Origin of the sequence: Caulobacter sp. FWC2, from assembly GCF_002742625.1 — a bacterium.
Lineage (GTDB): Bacteria > Pseudomonadota > Alphaproteobacteria > Caulobacterales > Caulobacteraceae > Caulobacter.
The window spans coordinates 4,394,184-4,417,392 of the sequence record NZ_PEBF01000001.1; the positions used below are offsets into that span (position 1 = coordinate 4,394,184).

At 67.3% G+C, this 23,209-nt stretch carries 22 protein-coding genes and 2 pseudogenes; 6 read left to right on the top strand and 18 right to left on the bottom strand.

The annotated features are described in order from the left end of the window. Window positions 1-20: 20 nt before the first annotated feature. The 4 genes from rpoB to CSW62_RS20805 all read right to left on the bottom strand — a co-directional run bounded on the left by rpoB (window position 21) and on the right by CSW62_RS20805 (window position 6,342). Window positions 21-4,091: a DNA-directed RNA polymerase subunit beta gene (gene rpoB / locus CSW62_RS20790; protein WP_099581151.1), complete on the bottom strand. Its 4,071-nt coding sequence runs from the start codon at window positions 4,089-4,091 to the stop codon at window positions 21-23. Window positions 4,092-4,556: 465 nt separating this feature from the next. Then, window positions 4,557-4,715, bottom strand: coding sequence for a hypothetical protein (locus tag CSW62_RS20795; protein WP_099581153.1), 159 nt, complete (start codon window positions 4,713-4,715; stop codon window positions 4,557-4,559). After that, window positions 4,682-5,185: a hypothetical protein gene (locus CSW62_RS20800; RefSeq protein WP_099581155.1), complete on the bottom strand. Its 504-nt coding sequence runs from the start codon at window positions 5,183-5,185 to the stop codon at window positions 4,682-4,684. Before CSW62_RS20800 ends, CSW62_RS20795 begins: the two co-directional genes overlap by 34 nt. 107 nt (window positions 5,186-5,292) lie before the next feature. After that, entirely contained in the window at window positions 5,293-6,342 is a 1,050-nt protein-coding gene (locus CSW62_RS20805; RefSeq protein WP_099581157.1) for a YCF48-related protein, read from the bottom strand. A 168-nt stretch (window positions 6,343-6,510) separates the two neighbouring features. Here CSW62_RS20805 and CSW62_RS20810 point away from each other — a divergent pair, with 168 nt between their 5' ends. Then, window positions 6,511-7,815 carry an O-antigen ligase family protein gene (locus CSW62_RS20810; RefSeq protein ID WP_369827510.1) on the top strand — a complete coding sequence of 435 codons (1,305 nt, stop codon included), beginning with the start codon at window positions 6,511-6,513 and terminating at the stop codon, window positions 7,813-7,815. 123 nt (window positions 7,816-7,938) lie between these two features. Here the strand turns inward: CSW62_RS20810 and rplL are convergent, their stop codons facing one another. Both rplL and rplJ read right to left on the bottom strand, forming a co-directional pair. Beyond that, window positions 7,939-8,319 carry a 50S ribosomal protein L7/L12 gene (gene rplL, locus CSW62_RS20815; RefSeq protein ID WP_099581159.1) on the bottom strand — a complete coding sequence of 127 codons (381 nt, stop codon included), beginning with the start codon at window positions 8,317-8,319 and terminating at the stop codon, window positions 7,939-7,941. A 47-nt stretch (window positions 8,320-8,366) separates the two neighbouring features. Further along, window positions 8,367-8,885, bottom strand: a complete 519-nt coding sequence (rplJ, locus tag CSW62_RS20820) for a 50S ribosomal protein L10 (protein ID WP_099581161.1) — start codon at window positions 8,883-8,885, stop codon at window positions 8,367-8,369. A gap of 513 nt (window positions 8,886-9,398) precedes the next feature. Here rplJ and CSW62_RS20825 point away from each other — a divergent pair. Beyond that, window positions 9,399-10,778 (top strand): alpha/beta fold hydrolase, encoded by a 1,380-nt coding sequence (locus CSW62_RS20825; RefSeq protein WP_099581163.1) that lies wholly within the window; start codon window positions 9,399-9,401, stop codon window positions 10,776-10,778. On the opposite strand, the gene CSW62_RS20830 is transcribed toward CSW62_RS20825, so the two are convergent. The 6 genes and pseudogenes from CSW62_RS20830 to CSW62_RS20855 all read right to left on the bottom strand — a co-directional run bounded on the left by CSW62_RS20830 (window position 10,775) and on the right by CSW62_RS20855 (window position 14,683). Beyond that, window positions 10,775-11,989, bottom strand: coding sequence for a TIGR03862 family flavoprotein (locus CSW62_RS20830; protein ID WP_255408398.1), 1,215 nt, complete (start codon window positions 11,987-11,989; stop codon window positions 10,775-10,777). The two genes, CSW62_RS20825 and CSW62_RS20830, sit on opposite strands and share 4 nt — an antisense overlap. After that, complete coding sequence (locus tag CSW62_RS20835; RefSeq protein WP_099581165.1) at window positions 11,973-12,368, bottom strand: type II toxin-antitoxin system VapC family toxin; 396 nt, start codon at window positions 12,366-12,368, stop codon at window positions 11,973-11,975. The genes CSW62_RS20830 and CSW62_RS20835 overlap by 17 nt, the downstream gene beginning before the upstream one ends. Further along, window positions 12,369-12,608: a type II toxin-antitoxin system VapB family antitoxin gene (locus tag CSW62_RS20840; RefSeq protein ID WP_099581167.1), complete on the bottom strand. Its 240-nt coding sequence runs from the start codon at window positions 12,606-12,608 to the stop codon at window positions 12,369-12,371. 124 nt (window positions 12,609-12,732) lie between these two features. After that, the gene (gene rplA, locus CSW62_RS20845) at window positions 12,733-13,419 is read right to left on the bottom strand and encodes a 50S ribosomal protein L1 (protein ID WP_099581169.1); all 687 of its coding nucleotides are present in this window, start codon (window positions 13,417-13,419) and stop codon (window positions 12,733-12,735) included. 4 nt (window positions 13,420-13,423) lie between these two features. Next, window positions 13,424-13,854: pseudogene (gene rplK, locus CSW62_RS20850) on the bottom strand (50S ribosomal protein L11). A 190-nt stretch (window positions 13,855-14,044) separates the two neighbouring features. Continuing rightward, window positions 14,045-14,683 (bottom strand): TetR/AcrR family transcriptional regulator, encoded by a 639-nt coding sequence (locus tag CSW62_RS20855; RefSeq protein ID WP_199170657.1) that lies wholly within the window; start codon window positions 14,681-14,683, stop codon window positions 14,045-14,047. A 119-nt stretch (window positions 14,684-14,802) separates the two neighbouring features. Between CSW62_RS20855 and CSW62_RS20860 the strand changes: the two genes are divergently transcribed. Beyond that, a complete protein-coding gene (locus tag CSW62_RS20860) occupies window positions 14,803-16,020 on the top strand; it encodes an aminotransferase class I/II-fold pyridoxal phosphate-dependent enzyme (protein ID WP_233206740.1) in 1,218 nt (405 codons plus the stop codon). Between the two features lie 7 nt (window positions 16,021-16,027). Further along, window positions 16,028-16,125, top strand: a pseudogene (locus CSW62_RS27535) (hypothetical protein); the annotation flags it as partial. 17 nt (window positions 16,126-16,142) lie between these two features. Here CSW62_RS27535 and CSW62_RS20865 read toward each other — a convergent pair. Beyond that, on the bottom strand, window positions 16,143-16,766 hold the full coding sequence (locus CSW62_RS20865; RefSeq protein WP_099581171.1) for a 2-hydroxychromene-2-carboxylate isomerase: 624 nt from the start codon (window positions 16,764-16,766) through the stop codon (window positions 16,143-16,145). After that, window positions 16,760-17,512 carry an SDR family NAD(P)-dependent oxidoreductase gene (locus tag CSW62_RS20870; RefSeq protein WP_099581173.1) on the bottom strand — a complete coding sequence of 251 codons (753 nt, stop codon included), beginning with the start codon at window positions 17,510-17,512 and terminating at the stop codon, window positions 16,760-16,762. Before CSW62_RS20870 ends, CSW62_RS20865 begins: the two co-directional genes overlap by 7 nt. Before the next feature lie 127 nt (window positions 17,513-17,639). Between CSW62_RS20870 and CSW62_RS20875 the strand changes: the two genes are divergently transcribed. Both CSW62_RS20875 and fabA read left to right on the top strand, forming a co-directional pair. After that, complete coding sequence (locus CSW62_RS20875) at window positions 17,640-19,463, top strand: DUF885 family protein (protein ID WP_099581175.1); 1,824 nt, start codon at window positions 17,640-17,642, stop codon at window positions 19,461-19,463. Window positions 19,464-19,572: 109 nt separating this feature from the next. Next, window positions 19,573-20,103, top strand: a complete 531-nt coding sequence (fabA, locus tag CSW62_RS20880; protein WP_099581177.1) for a bifunctional 3-hydroxydecanoyl-ACP dehydratase/trans-2-decenoyl-ACP isomerase — start codon at window positions 19,573-19,575, stop codon at window positions 20,101-20,103. On the opposite strand, the gene CSW62_RS20885 is transcribed toward fabA, so the two are convergent. The 4 genes from CSW62_RS20885 to CSW62_RS27115 all read right to left on the bottom strand — a co-directional run bounded on the left by CSW62_RS20885 (window position 20,100) and on the right by CSW62_RS27115 (window position 23,077). Then, the gene (locus tag CSW62_RS20885) at window positions 20,100-20,477 is read right to left on the bottom strand and encodes a response regulator (protein ID WP_099581179.1); all 378 of its coding nucleotides are present in this window, start codon (window positions 20,475-20,477) and stop codon (window positions 20,100-20,102) included. The genes fabA and CSW62_RS20885 overlap by 4 nt on opposite strands. Next, window positions 20,474-21,898: a sensor histidine kinase gene (locus CSW62_RS27110; protein ID WP_233206742.1), complete on the bottom strand. Its 1,425-nt coding sequence runs from the start codon at window positions 21,896-21,898 to the stop codon at window positions 20,474-20,476. Before CSW62_RS27110 ends, CSW62_RS20885 begins: the two co-directional genes overlap by 4 nt. A 236-nt stretch (window positions 21,899-22,134) precedes the next feature. After that, window positions 22,135-22,809, bottom strand: a complete 675-nt coding sequence (locus tag CSW62_RS20895; RefSeq protein WP_099581180.1) for a hypothetical protein — start codon at window positions 22,807-22,809, stop codon at window positions 22,135-22,137. Between the two features lie 169 nt (window positions 22,810-22,978). After that, window positions 22,979-23,077 (bottom strand): hypothetical protein, encoded by a 99-nt coding sequence (locus CSW62_RS27115; protein WP_233206743.1) that lies wholly within the window; start codon window positions 23,075-23,077, stop codon window positions 22,979-22,981. Window positions 23,078-23,209 lie beyond the last annotated feature (132 nt).

The following is a 23,209-nucleotide window of genomic DNA, read 5'->3' on the forward strand; positions in this document are numbered from 1 at the left end:
GGGGAGGATCCTCAATCGACTCAGCTGTTCTCCAGCTCGACGTTCAGGCCGAGCGAGCGCATTTCCTTGACCAGCACGTTGAAGCTTTCCGGGATACCGGCTTCGAACGTGTCGTCGCCACGGACGATCGACTCGTAGACCTTGGTCCGGCCGGCCACGTCGTCGGACTTCACCGTCAGCATTTCCTGCAGGGTGTAGGCCGCGCCGTAGGCTTCCAGAGCCCACACTTCCATTTCCCCGAAGCGCTGACCGCCGAACTGGGCCTTACCACCCAGCGGCTGTTGCGTGACGAGCGAGTACGGACCGATCGAACGAGCGTGGATCTTGTCGTCGACCAGGTGGTGCAGCTTCAGCATGTAGATGTAGCCGACCGTGACCGGACGCTTGAACTGCTCGCCGGTCAGACCGTCGTACAGGATCGACTGGCCCGACTTGTTGACGCCGGCCATTTCGAGGTGGTCCTCGATATCGCTCATGCGCGCGCCGTCGAACACGGGGGTGGCGATCGGAACGCCCTTGCCCAGGTTCTTGGCCAGCTCGATCAGACCCTCTTCGGTGTCCGGCAGTTCTTCGTCCGGGCCGTAGATGTCACGCAGGCGCGTCACCAGGGCTTCCTTCTGACCGCCGTGCTGCCAGTCTTCCAGCAGGTTGGTGATCTGCTTTCCGAGGTTGGCGCAGGCCCAGCCGAGGTGGGTCTCGAAGATCTGACCGACGTTCATGCGCGAAGGCACGCCCAGCGGGTTCAGAACGACGTCGACGTGCGTCCCGTCGGCGAGGAACGGCATGTCCTCGATCGGCAGGATGCGCGAGATGACGCCCTTGTTGCCGTGACGGCCGGCCATCTTGTCGCCCGGCTGAAGCTTGCGCTTCACGGCCACGAAGACCTTGACCATCTTCATGACGCCCGGAGGCAGTTCGTCGCCGCGCTGCAGCTTGTCGACCTTGTCTTCGAAACGACGGTCCAGGCGCTTGCGGTTCTCGTCGAACAGGCGGCGCAGGCTTTCCAGTTCGCCCATCGCCTTCTCGTCTTCGAGCGCGATCTGCCACCACAGGCCCGAAGCCACCTGGCTCAGGTTCTCGGCGGTGATCTCGCCGCGCGACAGGCCCTTGGGACCCGACAGCGCGACCTTGCCGATCAGCAGGTCCTTCAGGCGGCCCGAGATGTTGCGGTTCAGGATCGTGAACTCGTCGTCGCGGTCCTTGCCCAGACGGTCGATCTCGGCCCGTTCGATGGCCAGGGCGCGTTCGTCCTTGTCGACGCCGTGACGGTTGAACACGCGCACGTCGACGATCGTGCCGGCGACGCCCGGGGGCAGGCGCAGGCTGGTGTCGCGGACGTCCGAGGCCTTTTCGCCGAAGATGGCGCGCAGCAGCTTTTCTTCCGGCGTCATCGGGCTTTCGCCCTTCGGCGTGACCTTGCCGACCAGGATGTCGCCCGGCTGGACTTCGGCGCCGATCGCCACGATGCCGGCTTCGTCGAGGTTGCGCAGGGCTTCCTCGCCGACGTTCGGGATGTCGCGGGTGATTTCTTCCGGGCCGAGCTTCGTGTCGCGGGCCATGACTTCGAATTCCTCGATGTGGATCGAGGTGAAGACGTCGTCGCGGACGATGCGTTCGGAGATCAGGATCGAGTCTTCGAAGTTGTAGCCGTTCCAGGGCATGAACGCGACGAGCGCGTTGCGGCCCAGGGCCAGTTCGCCCAGCTCGGTCGAGGGACCGTCGGCGATGATGTCGCCGGTGTTGATCCGGTCGCCCACCTTCACCAGCGGGCGCTGGTTGATGCAGGTCGACTGGTTCGAACGCTGGAACTTCGACATCCGGTAGATGTCGACGCCCGAGCGGGCCGCGTCGGTCTCTTCGGTGGCGCGGATGACGATACGCGTACCGTCGATCTGCTCGACCACGCCGGTGCGCTTGGCGATGACGACGGCGCCCGAGTCACGGGCGACGACGGCTTCCATGCCGGTGCCGACCAGCGGGGCGTCCGACTGCACCAGCGGCACGGCCTGACGTTGCATGTTCGAGCCCATGAGGGCGCGGTTGGCGTCATCGTTTTCGAGGAACGGGATCAGGGCGGCGGCCACCGACACGACTTGGCGCGGCGACACGTCCATCAGGTCGACCGTTTCCTTTTGCAGGAGGGTCGGTTCGCCGTTGATGCGGCCCGGGACCAGGTCGTCGACGATCTCGCCTTCGAACACCGCGATGTTCGACTGGGCGATGACGTGCTTGGATTCCTCCATCGCCGACATGTAGACGACTTCGTCCTGCGGCTTGCCGTCCTTCACGCGACGGTACGGGCTCTCGATGAAGCCGTACTTGTTGACGCGGGCGTGGGTGGCCAGAGAGTTGATCAGACCGATGTTCGGGCCTTCCGGCGTTTCAATCGGGCAGATCCGGCCGTAGTGGGTCGGGTGAACGTCGCGGACTTCGAAGCCGGCGCGCTCACGGGTCAGACCGCCCGGGCCGAGGGCCGAGAGACGACGCTTGTGGGTGATTTCCGACAGCGGGTTCGTCTGGTCCATGAACTGCGACAGCTGCGAGGAGCCGAAGAATTCACGCACGGCGGCCGCGGCCGGCTTGGCGTTGATCAGGTCGTGCGGCATCACGGTGTCGATGTCGACGGACGACATGCGTTCCTTGATGGCGCGTTCCATGCGCAGCAGGCCGACGCGGTACTGGTTTTCCAGCAGCTCACCGACCGAGCGGACGCGACGGTTGCCCAGGTTGTCGATGTCGTCGATTTCGCCGCGACCGTCGCGCAGGCCCACCAGGACCTTCAGCACGGCCAGGACGTCGTCCTTGCGCAGGATGCGGACTTCGTCCGACACGTCCTGCTCCAGGCGCATGTTCATCTTCACGCGGCCCACCGACGACAGGTCGTAGCGCTCGGCGTCGAAGAACAGCGACTTGAACATCGCTTCGGCGGCTTCCACCGTCGGCGGCTCGCCCGGACGCATGACGCGATAGATGTCGAACAGCGCATCTTCGCGGACGGCGTTCTTGTCCACGCGCAGGGTGTTGCGCATGTAGGCGCCGACCGTGACGTGGTCGATGTCCAGCACGTCGATGGTGTCGAAGCCTTGGTCGGCCAGGGCCTGGATCGAGGTGACGTCCAGCTCGTCGCCGGCTTCGGCGTAGATTTCACCGGTCGAGAAGTTGACCGCGTCGCGCGCCAGGTAGCGGCCCGTCAGGGCTTCCGGCGCCAGCAGCAGGGTCTTCAGGCCGCCGTCGGCGAACTTCTTGGCCTGGCGAGCCGTGATCTTGGTGCCGGCCGGAGCGACTTCCTCGCCCGTGTCGGCGTCGACCAGCGGGAACTCCGGCTTCACGCCGCGCCAGCGCTCGGGCTTGTACGGGGTGGCCCAGCCGCCCGAACGCTTTTCGAACGGGACGACGTCGTAGAACGTGGTCAGGATCTCTTCGCCGTCCATGCCCAGGGCATAGAGGAAGGTCGTGGCCGGCAGCTTGCGGCGACGGTCGATGCGGACGTAGACGATGTCCTTGGCGTCGAACTCGAAGTCCAGCCACGAGCCGCGATACGGGATCACGCGGGCGGCGAACAGCAGCTTGCCCGAGGCGTGGGTCTTGCCCTTGTCGTGGTCGAAGAACACGCCCGGCGAGCGGTGCATCTGCGAGACGATGACGCGCTCGGTGCCGTTGACGATGAAGGTGCCCTTGTCCGTCATGAGCGGGATATCGCCCATGTAGACGTCCTGCTCCTTGATGTCCTTGACCGAGCGGGCGCCGGTTTCTTCTTCCGTTTCGAACACGATCAGGCGCAGCTTGACCTTCAGCGGCGCCGCGAAGGTCATGTCGCGCTGGATGCACTCTTCAACGTCGTACTTGGGCTCTTCGAATTCGTACGAAACGTATTCGAGCACCGCGCGCTCATTGAAGTCCTTGATCGGGAAAACCGACTTGAAGACCGCCTCGACGCCTTCGTCGCGGCGTTGGCCCGGACGGACCTCGCGCTGAAGGAACTGTTCGTAGGAAGAGCGCTGAACCTCGATCAGGTTCGGCATCTGCACAGCTTCGGGGATGCGGCCGAAAGACTTCCGGATCCGCTTCTTGCCGGTGAAGGATTGCGCCATGTTGTTTCCCTGCGGCGCGGACGGAATCCGCGCGTGAATTAGAATGTCCGTAGCGTCCACCCTCGCCGCTCGCCTTCTCAGGGAGCTGCGGACGCTGGAATTCCCCTATCGGGCGACCGGGATCGGAAGCCTGATGGGCGCCCCTTCGCGCGGATCGGAGGGCGGCTGATCGCGCCTCGGGGCGTAATACGGACGCGCCAAAGCGCTCCGCCGATGTAATCGTGAAGGCGGGGATATAGGGGAACAGAGCGCGGAAGAAAAGGGGGATTCGTAAACGGGCGTAAATGCGTTGGCTGAAGCCATCCCCAGCCAAGCTTCCCGCCCTTCACCCGATCTCCCTGGCGAATGCCGGGGCCCAGATACATCCTGAGTGGTTTGGGTGTTCGCGCTCGAAAGCATTGTCCAGGCGATGGGGACCCGCGGCTTCGATCTGGACCCCGGCATTCGCCGGGGAGATCGGAAAAATTAGGTCTTCTTCAGCATCTTCATCACCAGCGAGACGCCCAGGGCGATCAGGCAGACGAAGAACGCGACCTTGGTGATAGCGCCGGCCACGTTGGCGACGAAACCGAGGATCCCGAACAGGATCATCAGGACGAGCAGGACACCGGCGACCTTGAGCATGGCGAAGCTTCCTTGGTGATACCCGCGATTAGCGCACGGCGACGCTTGGCGTTCCCAGGTTCTAGTCTAGGCGCTGAAATCCACGAATTGCGGAACGGCCGTCCCGCCAGCGGCTGGCCCTTGCGCTTGGCTTCCTCGCGCGCCGCCTGCATCGCCTCGTCGATCTTGCGCCGCACATATTCGTCGATCTGCTGCATCGCCTTGGCCCGGTCCTCCGGCGACATGGCGTCCAGCCTTTCCTGCGTGAGGCCCATCGCCTTCATCGCCTCGTCGCGCCACTTCCGCACCTTCTCGGCCCAGGCCTCGGCCTTGGCCTGCTTGGCGAAGGCGGTGAGCCCCTTCTCGCGAACCTTGTCGACGTCGCTGCTGGACCCCGTGTCGGCACGGGCGGTCGCGGTCCCGCGCGTGCGATCAGCGCTCGCGGCGGCGTAGGCCGACCAGTTTCCGCTTCCGATACCCGAGACAGACATCCTGCCCTCCCAGGCGAACACGCCTGGAGGTTGCAAGAATCGCGCCGACGCGAGCGGCGTTGAAAAGCTTCAGTTTTCGCGGAAGCCAGCCGGCGCCTTCTGCCGCCTCAGGCCCGCCAGAGCCCGATCGCGCCCTTCGGCCCGCACAGCACGGCCGACTTTTCCGAGGAGAGCCGCACCGTGTTCATGGGCGCGCCCGAGACCCGCTGGAACGGCCCGCCCTTGCGGCTGACGATGGTCCCGGCCAGGCCGGTGGCCATGACGGTCGAGCCCTTGACCGAGATCCCCGACAGGTAGCCGGTCGGGGCGGCGACCGCCTCGAAGCTCACCCGGCCCGGATCCAGCCGCGCCAGGTTGACGCCCTCGGCGCGAGGCTTCTGGTAGTCGCCGCCGCAGACCCACAGCGCGCCGTGCTTGTCGTAGGCCACGGCGAAGGCGCCCTTGGACGGCGCGTCGGCCAGGATCGGCGTGTCCAGCGCCACGAAGACGCCGCTCCCGCCGCGCGAGACATAGACCCGCGCCTTGCCCGCCCCGCCGGAGCAGAAGGCGACCTGGCCGCGCGGGCCGATCGCCACGCAGCCATTGCTGGCGGCGAAGGCGCCCTCGTTCGACGCGGCCAGGGGCACGCCCTCGTCCTTGAGCCGCGTCCAGGTCTCGCCGCCGTCGGCGGTGTAGAGCACCGTGAACCGGCCCTTGGTCGGGTCGCCCAGGATGAAGCCGCGCCGGCTGTCGATAAAGGCGATCGAGTCCCAGAAGCCTTCCGGATCCGGGTTGGCGGCGATCCGCTTCCAGGTCTTGCCGCCGTCCTTGGTGCGCAACAGTTGCGAGGCCTCGCCGGGTCCGGCGCTCATGGCCAGGACGTGGTTGTCGTCGAAGGCGTGCAGACCCCGGAAGTCCAGCTTCTCGGCCCCGACGATCCGCATGGCGTCCTGCCGCTCGTCCTGCCCGCGGATCAGCCAGCCCTTGGAGCCCGAGGCCCAGTAGCGCTTGCCGCCGGTCGGCGAGAGGCCCCGCAGTTCGGTGTCGGCGACCGAGGTCGGCATGCGGATGCCGCCAACGCCCTGAGCGCGCTCGTCCCGCGCCAGGGCGGGCGTCGCGACCAGGCTGGGCGAGACCGTCAAGGCGGCGGCGGTGGCGAGGAAGTCTCTGCGCTTCAAGGTTCGGCTCCTGCGAATTCCGGCCATCAGGCGGGCAAATCGGCGTCGGCGCAAGCGATCGCGATGGGCGGCGAGGCGCGCGGCCCAGCGGAATCTCCGGTTTCAGCGGCAGTTAATATCTGGCGGTTAACAATGATCCTTTAGATTCACGGCCGGAGAGAGCGCTGAATGTCGACGCCCTACCGCCTGTATGCCGAAGAGGCGCCGCAGGCCTTAGACGCGGCGTTGGAGACGGCCCGGCCGCGGATCGACATCCCTTTCTGGACCTGCGTCTTCGCGACGCTGATCTTCAGTCAGTTCTACCTGATGCTGTTCACAGGCCCGGGCACCGGCGGGGCGACCCCGTCGTCGAGCGCGGCCAACAGCCAGTCCGCCGCCCTGCGGATGATCTTCTTTCCAGTCTATCTGGCTGTCCTGATCACCATCTGCGCGCGCCCCGCCCGCTTTCTCGCGGTCCTGGCGCGGTCCTGGCTGCTGCTGGGACTGCTGAGCATCGCGGCGGCCTCGGTGTTCTGGAGCCTGCAGCCCGACGTGACCCAGCGCCGACTGATCGCGGTCGTGTTCACCACCCTGGCCGGGGTGCTGCTGGCCGAGCGCTTCGAATGGCCCAAGACGCTGGAGGTCCTGGCCACGACGTTCGCCTTCGTCGTCGCCCTGTCGTTCGTCTTCGGCCTGCTCATGCCGGCCTATGGCGTGATGTCGGTGGACTTCCCCGGCGCGTGGCGCGGCGTCTACGGGTTCAAGAACCAGCTTGGCTACGCCATGTCGCTGGCGACGCCGACCTTCCTGGCCGCCGCCATCGCCAACCCGCAGCGACGCAAGCTGTGGCTGGGCTTCGCCGCCGGCGCCCTGGCGCTGATCCTGCTGTCGACGTCCAAGACCGCCCTGCTCTCGTGCCTGGCGGGCCTGGCCTTCGTGCCGTTGATCGCGCTGTGCCGGCGGGGGCCGGCGCTGGGCGCGCTGGCGATCCTGGCCGCCGTCAGCGCCCTCGCCCTCGGCGGCGCGGTCCTCTGGCTGGCGCCCGAGGCGGTCTTCGGCCTGATCGGCCGCGACGCCACCTTCACCGGCCGCACCCTGATCTGGGACGCCGTCCACCGGCAGATTCAGCACCAGCCGATGACCGGCTACGGCTACGGGGCCGTCTGGGACGACCAGTCGGGACGGGGGCCCGTCGCCTGGATCTCGCACGACCAGGGCTTCACGATCTTCTCCGCCCACAACACCATCCTCGGGGTCTGGCTGGAGCTGGGCTACATCGGCGTCGCCGCCTGGCTGATGCTGCTGGTCGGGGCCTGGCTGAAGGGACTGCTGCGGCTGGCGACCGCGCCGGCCTATTTCTTCCTGCCGTTCCTGGTGATCTTCACCCTGCACAGCCTGACCGAGGCCGACGCGCTGATCCAGAACGACCTGGGCTGGGTGATCTTCTCGATGACCGTGACCAAGCTGGCCCTGCCCTGGCGCTCGGCGGACTGACGCCCCGTGGAGCGGACGCTCCCGCACCGCCAAGCCCCAAAAGGAAACGGCCCCGGAGGTTTCCCTCCGAGGCCGCCCGGCAGTTCCAAAAGGAACCTGATCCCCGCGAAAGCGGGGGCCAGATTACTTGATTTGGACGGTGGCGCCGGCTTCCGTGAGCTTCTTCGCGACTTCGTCGGCTTGAGCCTTCGAGACGTTTTCGACGACGTTCTGCGGAGCGCCTTCGACCAGGTCCTTGGCTTCCTTCAGGCCGAGGTCCGGACGGACGCCGCGGACTTCCTTGATCACGTTGATCTTCTTGTCGCCACCGTTCGTCAGAACGACGGTGAACTCGGTTTGCTCTTCAGCGGCTTCAACCGGGGCGGCAGCGCCACCAGCGGCGGCGACGGCGACCGGAGCGGCGGCCGAGACGCCCCACTTTTCTTCCAGCAGCTTCGACAGTTCAGCGGCTTCCAGCACCGACAGGGTGGACAGTTCTTCGACCAGCTTTTCGAGCTTCGACATGTGTCAGTTCCTAAAGAGAGATTGGGATAGATATGCGGGGATGACCGTTACGCGGCGTCTTTGGTCGCGTAGGCATTGAAGACGCGAGCCAGCTGGGCGGCCGGAGCCTGCAGGACGCCAGCGATCTTGGTCGCCGGAGCCTGGATGAGGCCGATAAGCTTGCCACGCAGTTCGTCCAGCGACGGGAGGGTCGCCAGAGCGCGCACCGCGTTCTCGTCCAGCACGTTGGTCTGGTCCAGGACGCCACCGACAATCTTAAGCTTGTCGTTTTCCTTGGCGAACTGCACGGCGACCTTGGCGGCCGAAACAGCGTCCGGGCCGTAGGCGATGGCGACCGGGCCGGTGAACAGGGCGGAGCCCGTGTCACCAAGCTTGCCGTCCAGAGCCTTAAGGGCCAGGGTGTTCTTCACAACCTTGATCGCGGCGCCTTCCTTGCGGAGGCGAAGACGAAGGTCGGTCATTTCCGCAACGGTCAGACCCATGTAGTGGGTCACGACGACAGCGCCGGCGTCGTTGAACACGCTTTTCAGCGATTCAATCGACTCCTGCTTTTGAGCGCGGTCCATTGCGGTCTCCTACTCAGTTAGCAGCGGCCGGACCATTCCGGCAGCCAGATGCGGTCCCATGCGGAATTGCTCCCGCGTGCGAGTCGCATATGCCTGTTCCAAGGAAAGTCGGCCGCGCTCCGATCTCGGACATGCCTTCCGAAGAAGGGGCCTTCCGAAGAAGGCGTCACGAGCAGGAGACCTTGGCGTCTCTATCCCTGTCTCCCGACGGCGAGGAAGGGCTCTTCCTCAATTATGGCGTTGGTGACCCCACGCCCCGTAGTTCTCAAACAGGTTCTCCGTCGGACCGGAGTCCATCGAAGAGGCGGGCCGTATAGACGAAGTGGGGGAGGATATCAACACCCCTTCCCTCTCCCCCTGCGGGAGAGGGTGGCCCGCGAAGCGGGTCGGGTGAGGGGTCGCGCAGCGTTTTCGACAGGCCTTTCAACCCCTCATCCGTCTGGCTTCGCCAGCCACCTTCTCCCGCAAGGGGAGAAGGGTGATAGTGCGCCCAAGCTCCGATGGGGATCCGCCATGCACCGCACCGCCGCCGCGTTCACCGCGCTTCTGCTGGCCTTCGCCAGTTCCGCCTGGACCAGTCCTGCCTTCGCCGAGTTGAAGGCCCCGCCGACGCCCCGGGCCGTGGTCGCCGATCCGGCGCGCGACAAGGACCATCCGGCCGACATGGCCGCCTTCCAGGTCGACATCGCCGGGTCCAAGGTCAACGCCATCCTCTACACGGCCTCGGGGACGCAGCCGCATCCGACGATGCTGTTCCTGCACGGCTTCCCGGGCAATGAGACCAATATCGACCTGCTGCAGGCCGTGCGCCGCGCCGGCTGGAACGCCATGCGGATCAACTATCGCGGCTCGTGGGGCAGCCAGGGCCAGTTCAGCTTCGCCAACGCCCGCGCCGACGGCGAGGCGGCCGTGGCCTGGCTGCTGGACCCGGCCAATGTCGCCAAATACCACATCGATCCCAAGCGCATCGTCGTGGCCGGCCACAGCATGGGCGGCTTCATGGCCGCCGACGCCGTCGCCGCCGAACCGCGCGTGGCGGGCGCTGTGCTGATCGACGCCTGGGACATCGGTTCACGCAGCGAACGGATTACCTCGCCCGAGGCTCGCAAGGCCGTGATCGAGGCCATGCGCCCCGACACCGCGCCCCTGGCCGCCACGCCCGAAGCCCTGGTCGGCGAGATCGAGCGCGACGCGGCCAAGCTGGACCTCGAGAACCTCACCGCCAGGATCTCCGACCGTCCGGTGCTGCTGATCGGCGCCGAGTTCGCCGGCGCGCCCGGCACGCGTAAGCTGGCCGCCGCCGCCAAGGCCGCCGGGGCCCAAACCGGCGAAAAGGGGACTCTGACCGAGGCCTATTACCCCACCGACCACAGCTTCTCGGACTCCCGCATCGCCCTGGAGAGCGAGGTGATCCGCTGGCTGGCCCGGTTCGATCCGACGATCGCGCCGGCCGGGTCGCGCATTCCGCTGAAGGCCGCCTACGATCCGAACAACCCGTTCGCCAGGATCATCCGGGGCGAGCTGCCAGCCTGGAAGGTCTATGAGGACGCCGACGTCCTGGCCTTCATGGACCGCGCGCCGCTCGAGGCCGGCCACGTGCTGGTGATCTCCAAGACCTCCAAGGCCCGCAACCTGCTGGACATGGATCCCAAGGAACTCGCCAAGGTCATGGCCGTCGCCCAGAAGGTCGGCCAGGCGGAGGTGGACGCCCTGGGGCTGGAGGGCTTCATGCTGATCCAGAACAACGGCGTCGGCCAGAGCGTGCCGCACCTGCATGTCCACGTGATCCCGCGCATCGCTGGCAAGCCTGTCTACCTGGCCGAAAACGCGCCGGCCGATCCCAAGGACTTGGAGGCCATGGCCGCCAAGATCCGGGCGGCGATGAAACCCTAAAGCCTCGCCAGCGCCTGCTTCCCCGCCGCCACGCCGGTGGCGAAGCAGGCCTGCAGCAGGTAGCCGCCGGTCGGGGCCTCCCAGTCCAGCATCTCGCCGGCCAGGATGACGTCCGGGCGGCCCTTCAGCGCCAGGCCGTCCAGGCTCTCGAAGCGCACGCCGCCGGCGGCCGAGATGGCGCGGTCCAGCGGCTGGACGGCGGTCAGCACGATCGGCGCGGCCTTGATCGCCTGGGCGAGCGCCGCCGGTTCGGCGGGCAGGTCGAGGCCATGCGCCTCGCGTAGCAGGTTGACCTCGACCGGCGACAGCTTGAGCGCCTTGCGCAGGAAGTTGGCCAGGCTCTGGCCGCCGCGCGGCGCGCCCAGCCGGCGCGCCAGGGTCTCGACCGGCAGATCGGGCCGCAGGTCGAGGGTCAGAACCGCCCGCCCATCGGCCTCGATCGCATCGCGCAGGGACGCCGCCAGGGCATAGACCGCCCCGCCCTCCAGGCCGTAGCCGGCGACCATGGCGTCGCCCCGCGCGCTCGCCTCGCCATGGCGCAGGCCGATGTTCTTGAGCGGCTCGCCGGCGAAGCGCTCGCGGAAGATCGCGCTCCAGGCGACGTCGAAACCGCAGTTGGCGGCGCGGAACGGCGCGACGACCGCGCCCTGCCCCTCCAGCGCCGGAACCCAGGCCGCGTCGGAGCCGAGCTTGGCCCAGCTGGCCCCGCCCAGCGCCAGCACCACCGCCCGGGCGCGGACGACCTCGCCATTGATCAGCAGGCCGCCGTCGGCGCTCCAGCCGGTCCACGCCGCGCGCGTGCGCAAGGTGACGCCCAATCCCTCCAGACGCGCCAGCCAGGCCCGCAGCACCGGCGAGGCCTTCATCGCCTTCGGAAACACCCGGCCGCTGGCCCCGACGAAGGTCGGCTGGCCCAGCCCCTCGGCCCAGGCCGTCAGATCCTTGGGCGCGAACGCCTCCAGCATCGGGGCCAGGGCCGCCGACCGCGCGCCGTAGCGCTGGCCGAACCGCTCGAAGTGTTCAGAGTGGGTGAGATTGAGCCCGCCGCGCCCGGCCATCAGGAACTTGCGCCCGAAGGTCGGCATCTTCTCGAACACCGCCACGGACTTGCCGGCCCGCGCCACGGTCTCGGCCGCCATCAAGCCGGCCGGTCCGCCGCCGATCACGGCGACGTCAACGATTTGGTCGGTCACGTCAGGCCGCCTCGATATCGGTCAGGGCAAAGTCGTCGCCCTTGTAGAGCAGCGGCACGCCATGAACCTTGGCGCACGCATAGGCGAAGCAATCGCCCATGTTCAGCTTGGCGGGATGAACGCCCTTGCCGAAGCGGGCGAACGCATGGAGCGCCGTCGTCGCCTCGCGCAGGCCGATGTCGATCGTCACGACTTCCGCCGCCCCAATGTACTCGAGGACCTCGATTTCAGCCTGAGCTATGGTCAGGCCCTTGCCCCGTGAAAGCGTGCGAACCGTTTCCCTGACCGCGACCCCCGATGTGATCGCGCCGACGGCCTCCGCCAAACGCTCTTCGAGGGACTGTCCATCGGGCTCGCCGAGAAGAATGGCGCAGAATGCGGAAGCGTCGACAAACATCTAGTCGCCGGACATCTCGTCGAAAAACGCCTTGTCGACATTCAGCCCAGTGTCCGGAAGCTTGGCCAGACGGTCGCTGACAGCCCGCATTCTCGCCAGCTTCTCGGTCTTGGTTCTATCCTCGGCCTCGCGCGCCTTGGTCACGGCCAGCCTGATGGCTTCCGTGATGCCAACGCGCTTTTCCTCCGCATACCGGCGCACCAGATCGTCGGTCTCGGGATCGCGGACATGAAAAGACATCGGAACCTCCGGCTAGACGGAAGATAACATCGTCTAGCCGCCCCGCCAAACCACCGCCCCAAACGCAAGACGGGCGCTGGATCGCTCCAGCGCCCGCCCAGGTAACTTAAGCTTCGAACAGGGATTAGCCGACCGAGGCGACGTCCACCTTGAAGCCCGGACCCATCGTCGACGACAGGCCGATACGCTTCACGTAGACGCCCTTGGCGCCCGAGGGCTTCGAACGGTTCAGGGCTTCGATCAGCGCCTTGACGTTGATGACCAGGGCTTCGTCCGTGAACGAGGCCTTGCCGATGCCGGCGTGGACGATGCCCGCCTTCTCGACGCGGAACTCGACGGCGCCGCCCTTGGCGTCCTTGACGGCCTGAGCGACGTTCGGGGTCACGGTGCCGACCTTCGGGTTCGGCATCAGGCCGCGCGGGCCCAGCACCTTACCGAGGCGACCGACCAGGGCCATCATGTCCGGCGACGCGATGACGCGGTCGAAGTCCATGAAGCCGCCGGCGATCTTTTCGTACAGGTCTTCGGCGCCGACGTGCTCGGCGCCCGCCGCGGTCGCTTCAGCGGCCTTGGCGTCCTTGGCGAAGACGGCGACGCGGACGTCACGGCCGGTGCCCGACGGCAGGTTCACGACGCCACGGACCTGTTGGTCGGCGTGACGCGGATCGACGCCGAGGTTGACCGAGATTTCGATCGACTCGTCGAACTTGGCGGTCGCGTTGGCCTTGACCAGGGCGATGGCGGCTTCGACCGAGTGAGCGGCCTCACGGTCGCCGGTCCAGGCCTTGATGCGCTTGGGTTGCTTAGCCATGTGATTAGGCCTCCACGATCTTCAGGCCCATGGCCTTGGCGGAGCCTTCGATGATCTTGGCCGCGGCCTCGATGTCGTTGGCGTTCAGGTCCTTCATCTTCTTTTCGGCGATTTCGCGCAGTTGCGTGCGCGTCACTTCGCCGACGGTCTCGCGACCGGTCAGCTTCGCGCCCGACTTCAGACCGGTGATCTGCTTCAGGTAGTGCGTCGCCGGGGGCGTCTTGGTGATGAAGGTGAACGACTTGTCTTGGTAGACGGTGATCACGGTCGGCAGGGGCGTGCCCTTTTCGACGTTCTCGGTGCGCGCGTTGAACTCCTTACAGAAGCCCATGATGTTGACGCCGCGTTGACCCAGAGCCGGGCCGATGGGGGCGAAGGCGTGGCCGAGCCAGCCTTCACCTGGAGCTTGATGTAGCCCAGGATCTTCTTAGCCATAGTATCCTCTCGTGAGGGCCGGAGCCCTCGCTGGTGAGCCGTGGTGCGGGCTTGGCGGCCCTCCCACGGATTTGAGCCTGTCGCCAAAACGACAAGCACGCCCCCAAACCGGGTTCGGGAGCGAGGCGCGGCGTTTAGCAGGTGGTCAGGGGAGAGTCAAAGGGCGCGAGGCCCGTGCTCATGCCCCAGCTCAGGCCGCGTTCGGGCAGCGCAGCATGGCGTAGAGGTCCGCCGTCAGGCTTGGACGCGCCGCGTCGGTGGCGCAGGCGGCGGCCGGCGCCAGCACCGCGACCTGGCTGGTTTCCAGGAACACCTCGTCGCTGGCGTCGCCACAGGCCCAGTCGTAGATCGCGCCCAGATAGTTGGCGTAGATCACCCGCCCCAGCCGGTCGGGATCGACATGCGGCGCGATCTCGCCGGCGGCCTGGGCCTGGATCATCGCCTGGATGACGATCTGGGCGACGTCGCGGCCCAGGTGCGTGCCCTCGAACAGCACGCGCGGGATCCGCACCAGCACCTGCCGATAGAGGTGCGCGTCGTCGATATAGAGCTGGGCCGAAACGCGGGCCGCCTCCAGCGCGAAGGCGACGCCGGTCGAGGCGGATCGCGACAGCATCGACTCGACCCGGTTCATCGCCACGTTGATGACGGCCAGGCCCACGGCGTCCAAACCCCCGATCAGATTGTAGATGGTCTGGGGCGATACCTGGGCGGCTGCGGCAATTTGACTGAGTGAGACCTTGTCAAACCCGTGTTCACGCCACAGAAGGGCCGCCGCGCCGACGATCTCGGCATATCGGCGCGCCTTGCCCCGCTCCCGCAGAGCCATCCCAGAGTTTGGAATAGAATCCATTTTCATTGATACGTCTATTTTTAGACTGTATTCCATTTTCCGAACAAGCGGAACCTTACGACCACCACCCGCGCCGAATTTCAGAAAGCACGCACTTGGGACTCTTCGACAGCCACTCCGCCCTGGCCGCCCGTTACGAGACTGCTCGCGCTTCCGGCCAGATGCCGACCGGCGTGGTGATGGACCAGCTCCTCTCGGCCAGCGAGGCGATCATCAACGGCCGCAAGACCGTGACCGTGGGCACGCACAACTATCTGGGCCTGGCCTTCGACGAGGCCAGCATCGAGGCCGCGGTCGAGGCGGTGCGTCGCGAAGGCACGGGCACCTGCGGCTCGCGGATCGCCAACGGCTCGTTCTCGGACCACGTCGCGCTGGAGCGTGAACTGGCCGACCTGCACGGCATGGCCCACGCCATGGTGTTCTCGACCGGCTACCAGGCCAATCTGGGGATCATCTCGACCCTGGTCGGCGCGGGCGACTTCCTGCTGCTGGACGCCGACAGCCACGCCTCGATCTACGACGCCTGCAAGCAGACCCAAGCCAGCGCCATCCGCTTCAAGCACAACGACGCCGCCGACCTGGACAAGCGCCTGCGCCGCTTGGCTGGCGAGCCGGGCAACAAGCTGGTCGTCGTCGAAGGCATCTATTCGATGCTGGGCGACATGGCCCCGCTGAAGGCGATCGTCGAGGTCGCCAAGCGCCACGGCGCCTACATCCTGGTCGACGAGGCCCACTCGATGGGCGTGCTGGGCGACAACGGCTGCGGCCTGGCCGAGCAGGAAGGCCTGCTGGATCAGGTCGACTTCGTGGTCGGCACCTTCTCCAAGAGCCTGGGCGCCGTCGGCGGCTACTGCGTGTCGAACCACGAGCAGTTCGACCTCCTGCGCATCGCCTGCCGACCCTACATGTTCACCGCCTCGCTGCCGCCGGCGACCGTCGCCTCCGTGCGCGCCTCGCTGAAAGCCGTGAAGGAACGGCCGCACCTGCGGGCCAAGCTGTGGGCCAATGTCAGCCGCCTCTACAGCGCGCTGGAGACCGCCGGCTTCCAGCTGGGCTCGACGCCCAGCCCGATCGTCGCGGTCTGCTTGGAGTCGGACGCCACGACCCTGGGCATGTGGCGCGCGCTGCTGGAGGCCGGCTACTACGTCAATATCGGCCTGCCGCCGGCCACGCCGTCGGGCGAGAGCCTGCTGCGCTGCGCCATCTCGGCCGCTCACACCGAAGCGCAGATGGACGGCCTGGCCGAAGCCATGATCCGCCTGGGTCATGAGTTCGGCGTGCTGTCCGAGCCGCGCCTGATGGCGAAGGCTTAGGGGAAGCGAAAACCTCGTCCTTCGACAAGCTCAGGATGAGGTTTTCTACTGACATACGGCGCTGAAATTCGTCCTCATCCTGAGCTTGTCGAAGGACGAGGACGGCCCCGCTGATTTGCCCCCTACCCCTTCGCCAACTCCGCCTCGACCTGGCCGAGCCGCTCCTTGCCGAAGAACATCTCCCCGCCGACGAAGAAGGTCGGGATGCCGAACACGCCGCGCGCGACGGCGGCCTCGGTGTTGGCCATCAGCTGCCCCTTCACCGCCGGGTCGCTGGTCGCCGCCAGCAGGGCCGCGCCGTCCAGGCCGGCCGCGTTGGCCGTGACGACGAACACCTCCGGATCGTCCAGCTTGAGGCCCTGCTCCCACATGCCCTTCAGCATCGTGTCGAGATAGGCCTCGCCGACGCCCATTCGCTGGGCGGCGATCTGGCCGCGCATCAGCAGCAGGGTGTTGACCGGGAAGTGCGGATTGAACCGAAACGCCGAAAGCTCGTGCGCTTCGATGAAGCGGCGCATCTCCAGCATCTCGTAGTCCATCTTGCCCTTGACGCCGCCGAAGGCGATGGCCGGGGCCTGATTGCCGGTGGCCTTAAAGATGCCGCCCAGCAGGCATGGCAGAAGGCTCACGGTCGCGCCGTGGCGGGCGGCGATCTCCGGCAGCACCTTCCAGGCCAGGTAGGCGTTGGGGCTGCCGAAGTCGAAGATGAAGTCGACGGTCTTGCTCACCAGCTCTCTCCCTACCAAGTCTCGGAATGGGGCCGCAGGTCGATTTCGTGGGTCCAGGCCGAGCGCGGCTGGCGGTGCAGCCAGACATAGTTGGCGGCGATCTCGGCGGGTTTCAGGATCTCGTCGCGTTCCAGCAGGCCCTGGACGTCCTCGCGCATCGAGCGGGTGAAGACCCCGTCGATCGCCCCGTCGACCACCACATGGGCCACATGGATACCCTTGGGCCCCAGCTCCCGCGCCGCGCTCTGCGCCACCGCCCGCAGGCCGGCCTTCGCCGAGGCGAAGGCGCTGAAACCGTCCTTGCCGCGCAAGGACGCGCTGGCCCCGGTGAACAGGATCGTGCCGCGACCGCGCGGGACCATCACCCGCGCCGCCTCGCGAGCGGTGAGGAACCCTGCGAAGCAGGCCATCTCCCAGACCTTGCTGAACACCTGGGCCGTGGTCTCCGTGAGACCGAAGCGGACATTCGCGCCGATGTTGAAGACGACCACCTCCAGCGGCCCGACCTCGGCCTCGATCCGGTCGACCAGGGCGATCATCTCGGCCTCCTGGCGGGCGTCGACGCCGTAGGCGCGGGCCTGGCCGCCGCTCCCCTTCTCACTTAGGGCGCGGATCTCGGCGGCCAGGGCTTCCAGCTGGTCGAGGTGGCGCGGTCGACGGGTCATGCAGACCGTATAGCCTTCGGCCGCGAAGGCCTTGGCGATCGCGCCGCCGACCCCATCGCCGACACCCACCACCAGGCAGGCGCCCTTTGGACTGCTCATCGCCGCTTCCTCCGTTCACAAGGCGGCAGGTTCGTCTTGAATCGCTACGGAGTCGAGGGGCGCTGGTGCGCACGCCTTGATCGGATAACGTATCTGCGAAACAGCGCAGGGGCGCGGGGGAGTTTCCATGGATCGTCGTCAGTTTCTGCTGGGCGTCGCGCTGACGCCGCTGGCCGTCTCGCCCGCCCTCGCCGCGCCGGGCGCCCGCGACGCCGAGTTACGCACCCTGCTGGACCAGTTCTGGGAAGCCGACCTCGACGCCTCGCCCGAGACGGCGACCAGCAGGGGCCTGGACGTCGGGGCTCGCGCCGGCCAGCGCGCCCAGCTGAACGACGGCTCGCGCGCGGCCCGCACCGCCTGGGTCGCCCAGCGCAAGGACCGCGTCGCGGCCCTGGCCAGGATCGACCCGGCCCAGCTGTCGCAGGCCGCCCGCGTCGACCACGAGGTCACTACCTACACCTACAAGCGCATCGTCGAGGGCGGCGAAAAGTTCAGCTATGGCGAAGGCCCGGCCGGCTTCGGCTACGCCCCCTATTCGCCCTATGTGCTGAGCCAGCTGACCGGCCCGTATCAGGCCGTCCCGGACTTCCTCGACTCCCGCCACCCGGTGAAGACCAGGGAAGACGCCGAGGCCTATCTCTCGCGCCTGGAGGTCTATGCCAAGGTTCTCGACGACAACACCGCGTCGTTCAGAATGGACGCGGCCGCCGGCGTGCTGGCCCCCGACTTCGCCCTCGACGCGGGCCTGGCCCAACTGAAGCGCCAGCGCGCCCCGGCGCCGGAGCAGACCAGCATCGTCCAGTCCTTGGTGACGCGCGCGGCCAAGGCGGGCCTTTCCGGCGACTGGTCGGCCCGCGCCAGCGCCATCGTCGGCGGCAAGGTGCAGCCGGCCCTCGACCGCCAGATCGCCGCCTTGGAGGCCCTCCGCCCCAAGGCGACCGGCGACGCCGGGGCCTGGAAGCTGCCGATGGGCGAGGCCTTCTACGCCGGAGCCCTGGCCTTCCAGACCACCACCCGCCGCACGCCCGAGGAGGTCCACAAGCTGGGCCTCGACCAGGTGGCCGACCTGACCGCTCAGATCGACGTGCTGCTGAAGAAGCAGGGCCTGACCACCGGCACGGTCGCCGCGCGCCTGACGGCCCTGTCGGCCCGGCCGGACCAGCTCTACGCCAACACCGACGCCGGCCGCGCCACGCTGCTGGACGACCTCAACGCCCAGACCAAGGCCATCCGCGCCCAGCTGCCGACCCAGTTCCGCACCCTGCCCGCCGCCCCGGTCGAGATCGTCCGCGTGCCGCCCGAGATCGAGGACGGCGCCCCGAACGGCTACGCCCAGCCGCCGTCGCTGGACGGTTCGCGGCCGGGCCGTTTCTACATCAACCTCAAGGACACCACCGAGTGGCCGAAGTTCAGCCTGCCGACCCTGAGCTATCACGAGGCCCTGCCCGGCCACGTGTGGCAGGGCTCGATCGCCCTGGGCTCGCAGGAGATCCCGATGCTGCGCCGGGCCGGCATGGGCTTCGCCGCCTACAGCGAGGGCTGGGCGCTCTATGCCGAGCAGCTGGCCGCCGAGATGGGGGCCTATCACGACGACCCGCTGGGCGAGATCGGCTTCCTGCAGTCGCTGCAGTTCCGCGCCGTGCGCCTGGTGGTCGACACCGGCATGCACCACAAGCGCTGGAGCCGCGCCCAGGCCACCGACTACATGGTCGCGAGCACCGGCATGCCGCGCTCGCGGGTGCAGCGCGAGATCGACCGATACTGCATCTGGCCGGGCCAGGCCTGCAGCTACAAGATCGGCCACACCGAATGGGAGCGCCTGCGCGACGTGGCCAGGGCGAAGGCCGGCGCCAAGTTCGACCCCAAGGCTTTCCACGACGTGCTGCTGCGCGGAGCCATGCCGCTGGTGGTGCTGGAGCAGGTGCTGAGCACGATGTCCTTCACCGCCTGACCGCTCAATCTTGACGATCGCGCCGCCGCACCCACAGCTTGAGCAGACCTCGGGCGGATGCGGCGGCGATTGAAGACCGCCCGCGCGGACCTGGGGACGGGAGAGAAACTTGGCCGATCCGCGCGACTTCCACACGCCCAAGGACCACTACACCAAGGCCGACCTCCTGGAGTCGGGCTTGGGCGGCTATTTCGGGCCGGGCAACGCCCAGCTGCCCGCGCCGCCGATGCTGATGATGGACCGCATCACCGAGATCAGCCTGGACGGCGGCGACTTCGGCAAGGGCCACGTGGTCGCCGAGCTGGATATCACCCCGGACCTCTGGTTCTTCGACTGCCACTTCATCGGCGATCCGGTCATGCCGGGCTGCCTGGGGCTGGACGCCATGTGGCAGGTGATCGGCTACTGGCTGGGCTGGTCGGGCTCGCCTGGCAAGGGCCGCGCCCTTGGCGTCGGCGAGGTCAAGTTCCGCGGCGATATCACCCCGGCGTCCAAGCTGGTCCGCTACGAGATCAGCCTGCGCCAGGTCCGCCGGGGTAAGCTGGCCCTGGGTCTGGCCAACGGCCGCCTGCTCGTCGATGGCGAGTACGTCTACACGGCCACTGATCTGAAGGTGGGGATGATCGAGACGCGAGCCTAGGCCGCCATGGCCGCGTGAATGGCCGCCTGCAGTTGCTGATCCGACACCGGCTTGAACAGCACGCCCGCCGGATGGTCCAGATAGATGCGCTCGATCGTCGCCGGCTCGCGCGAGCCGGTGACGAAGATGACCTTCGAGCCCACGGTCTCGTAGATGGCGAGGGCGGCGTCGACGCCGTCCTTGTCGCCCAGCAGGCGCATGTCCATCAGGACCACCGCCGGACGATGCAGCTGGGCCATCGCCACGGCGGCGTCGGCGGTGGCCGCGGTGCCGCAGACGACGAGGCCCATGTCCTCCACCTGCATGGAAAGGCCCTGGGCGATCAGGAACTCGTCATCCACCACCAGAACGGTGTCACCAAGCGTCTTCATCATACAACAGGTCCAGGCAGATCGATTTCGGTGTGAAAACCCGGGCCGCGTCGGACGGTCAGGGTCCCGCCCAACTGCCGCACAAGGCCGTCGACGATCGTCACGCCCAGCGAAGCCGGCGCCGCTTCAGAACCGCTGCTCGCTGCGGCGGTTCCGTCGTCGGACACGATCAGCACGACCCTGTCGTCTTCGCCGCGCTTCAGCAAGACCTCGATGGCGCCCTCTCCGGAGGGAAAGGCGTGCTTCAGCGAGTTGGTCACCAGCTCCGTGACGATCAGGCCCAGGGGAATGGCGAAGTCCAACCCGACCTGCAGTGGCATGGCGTTGACGGACAGGCGGACGTCCTTGGTCGCCACGCCTTGCAGCAGGTTGCTGGACAGCTCTTCGAGGAAGGGCGCGGCGTCGAACGTCTTGAGATCCTGCGACCCCATCAGCTGATGATGCACCAGGCCCAGGGCGAAGACCCGGCCGCGCAGTCCCGCCAGGGCGGCGCGGGCCTCGGGATCGCTCAGCCGCCGCCGCTGCATCACCAGCAGGCTGTCGATGATCTGCAGGTTGTTCTTCACCCGGTGATAGACCTCCCGCAGCAGGAGGTCGCGCTGGGCGATGGTGGCCGCCTGCTCGGCCGACAGGATTTCCAGGTCTTGCTTGGCGTTGACCAGCGCCAGCCTTGACCGGTGCTGCTCGTCGATGTTCTCGACGACGGCGGCGGCCAGGATGGGGTGGCCCGTCTTGGGCGAGCGCGTGACGGTCGCCGACGCGCGCGCCCAGATCACCTCGCCGTCACGGCGCACATAGCGCTTTTCGCGAATATAGGCGGGCCGCTCGCCATCCAGCATCAGTTGATAGGCGTCTTGATCGGCCTCGCGATCGGCCTCCAGAGTCAGCTCCCAGCCGATGCGACCGACCAGCTCCTCGGGCCGGTAGCCCAGCATGGCGGCGAAGGCTTGGTTGACGCGAATGATGCGTCCCGAAACGGGTTCCGTCTGGACCTTGCCCACGGCCGCGTTCTCGAAGCTGGCGCGGAACTGCGCCTCGTTCAGGATCAGCGCATCCGCGACCTGCTCATGCTTTCGCAGCGCCGACCGCCGAAGACCGCAGACGCCGATGATCAGGCCGCCGACGATCGCGGCGGTGACCAGCGCGCGAGTCTCCTGGCCGTTGATGACGAACGAAAACGGCTGGCCCAGATAGACATACCAGGCGCCGAGCAGCCCGCCGACCAGACAAAGCCACCCCGCGACGGGCCCCAGGCGCAGGCATGTCACCAGCAGGATGGGAAAGACCGCCATCAGGGGCTCGCCGCCGCCGGCATGGGCCCGGAGCAAGGCCCCCAGGGCGACCGACAGTCCGGCCGCCAGGGCGCCGCCCACGACCTTGGCGGCCAAGCTGGCCGGACGCGCGTCGCCATGGATCCACGACATCACCGTGCTGAGATCTGGAACGGCCGCGCTCGACGGTCCAGGCGGTGACAAAGACATATGCGGCCCGACGTCAGAGGCAGAAAAGGGTAGTCCGATGATGACGCTATCACGACTTCCACGCGAACCAAGCCCCTTCCCTCGCGTGATACTTACGCAGAGAGGGCGGCGTGAGGGCGGCTCGGTCACGTCGGAGGGTCGAGATGTATGCCGCCGACGCTCGCGGATGTTGGCCGCCATTAGTCCTTGGGACAAAGGCCCTTGGGCGCCCACGCCGAGGTCAGCGTCGTTGGAGGGCTGCCTTCTCCATGCAGGATCAAAGCGAAGCCCTGCCGCGTATCTTGGCCGATCGCCATCAACAGCATGGGCGGCCCCTGCCGCACCAACAAGGAATGCCCAGCCCCGCGGGCGACCTGGACGCCCTCGGGCGTTTCCAGGCAGCTTGCGCCGCTGATCGCATAGAACGCCTCGGGGCCTGAGTGGACATGAACCGGCGCGGTCATGCCGGGCGCGAACGTCGATTTCAGGTACTCGGCGCTGAAGTCGCCCCGTGGGGCCTCGATCGGAAGCGGGCCGACGTCGGCGAGATGATCGCCGCCTGCGAGCCGACGCCCCTTGGCGCCCAGGTCGAACAGCCAGACCCGGCCAAAGGCCTGCACGACCGCGCCATGCGACGGCTTGGCCCGTTCGGCGGCCGCCACGTCGGCGAAGGTATAGATGCTCCAGTAGAGCGGCGTCTTTGGCAGCGCCCCAAGCTCCTGGTGCGCGACGAGGCAGGCCGGCCCCGGCGTCTCCCCAGCTTGCCCGGAACAGGTTCGCGACGTGGCCTGGGCGTGGACCGTCAAGGGCGCCAGGACGACCAGAGCAAGCGAACCGAGAAAGCGCGCCAACGCCTTTGCCGAAATCCAGTTCATGGACCGCCCCGTCACTGAAGACCCTCCGTGATGGTGCCCCATCTGGGAGCGGTTAACCACCCCTGGTAGACTACGGCCGTCCGCTCCACGCGAGTGAACGCCAGGTCTGCTGTCGGAGTCGGCGCCGATAGCCGCTTTCGACCCTTAGGCGATCTTGAGCCCCTCTCCTTTAGGGAGAGGGAGGGACCCGCCGCGAAGCGGTGGGAGGGTGAGGGGTTACGAGGTTTGACGGCGTGCCGGCACTCCGTCGAGCGCTGTAACCCCTCACCCCAGCCCTCTCCCTATGGGAGAGGGAGCATGTCCGCTCCCCACCCTCCCCTGTCTTTCGGAACGTCCGCTTTCGAGCGGTCTTCGGTCTTGCCTAGCGAGAGGGAAGGCCGCACGCTTTCACGACCCGCAC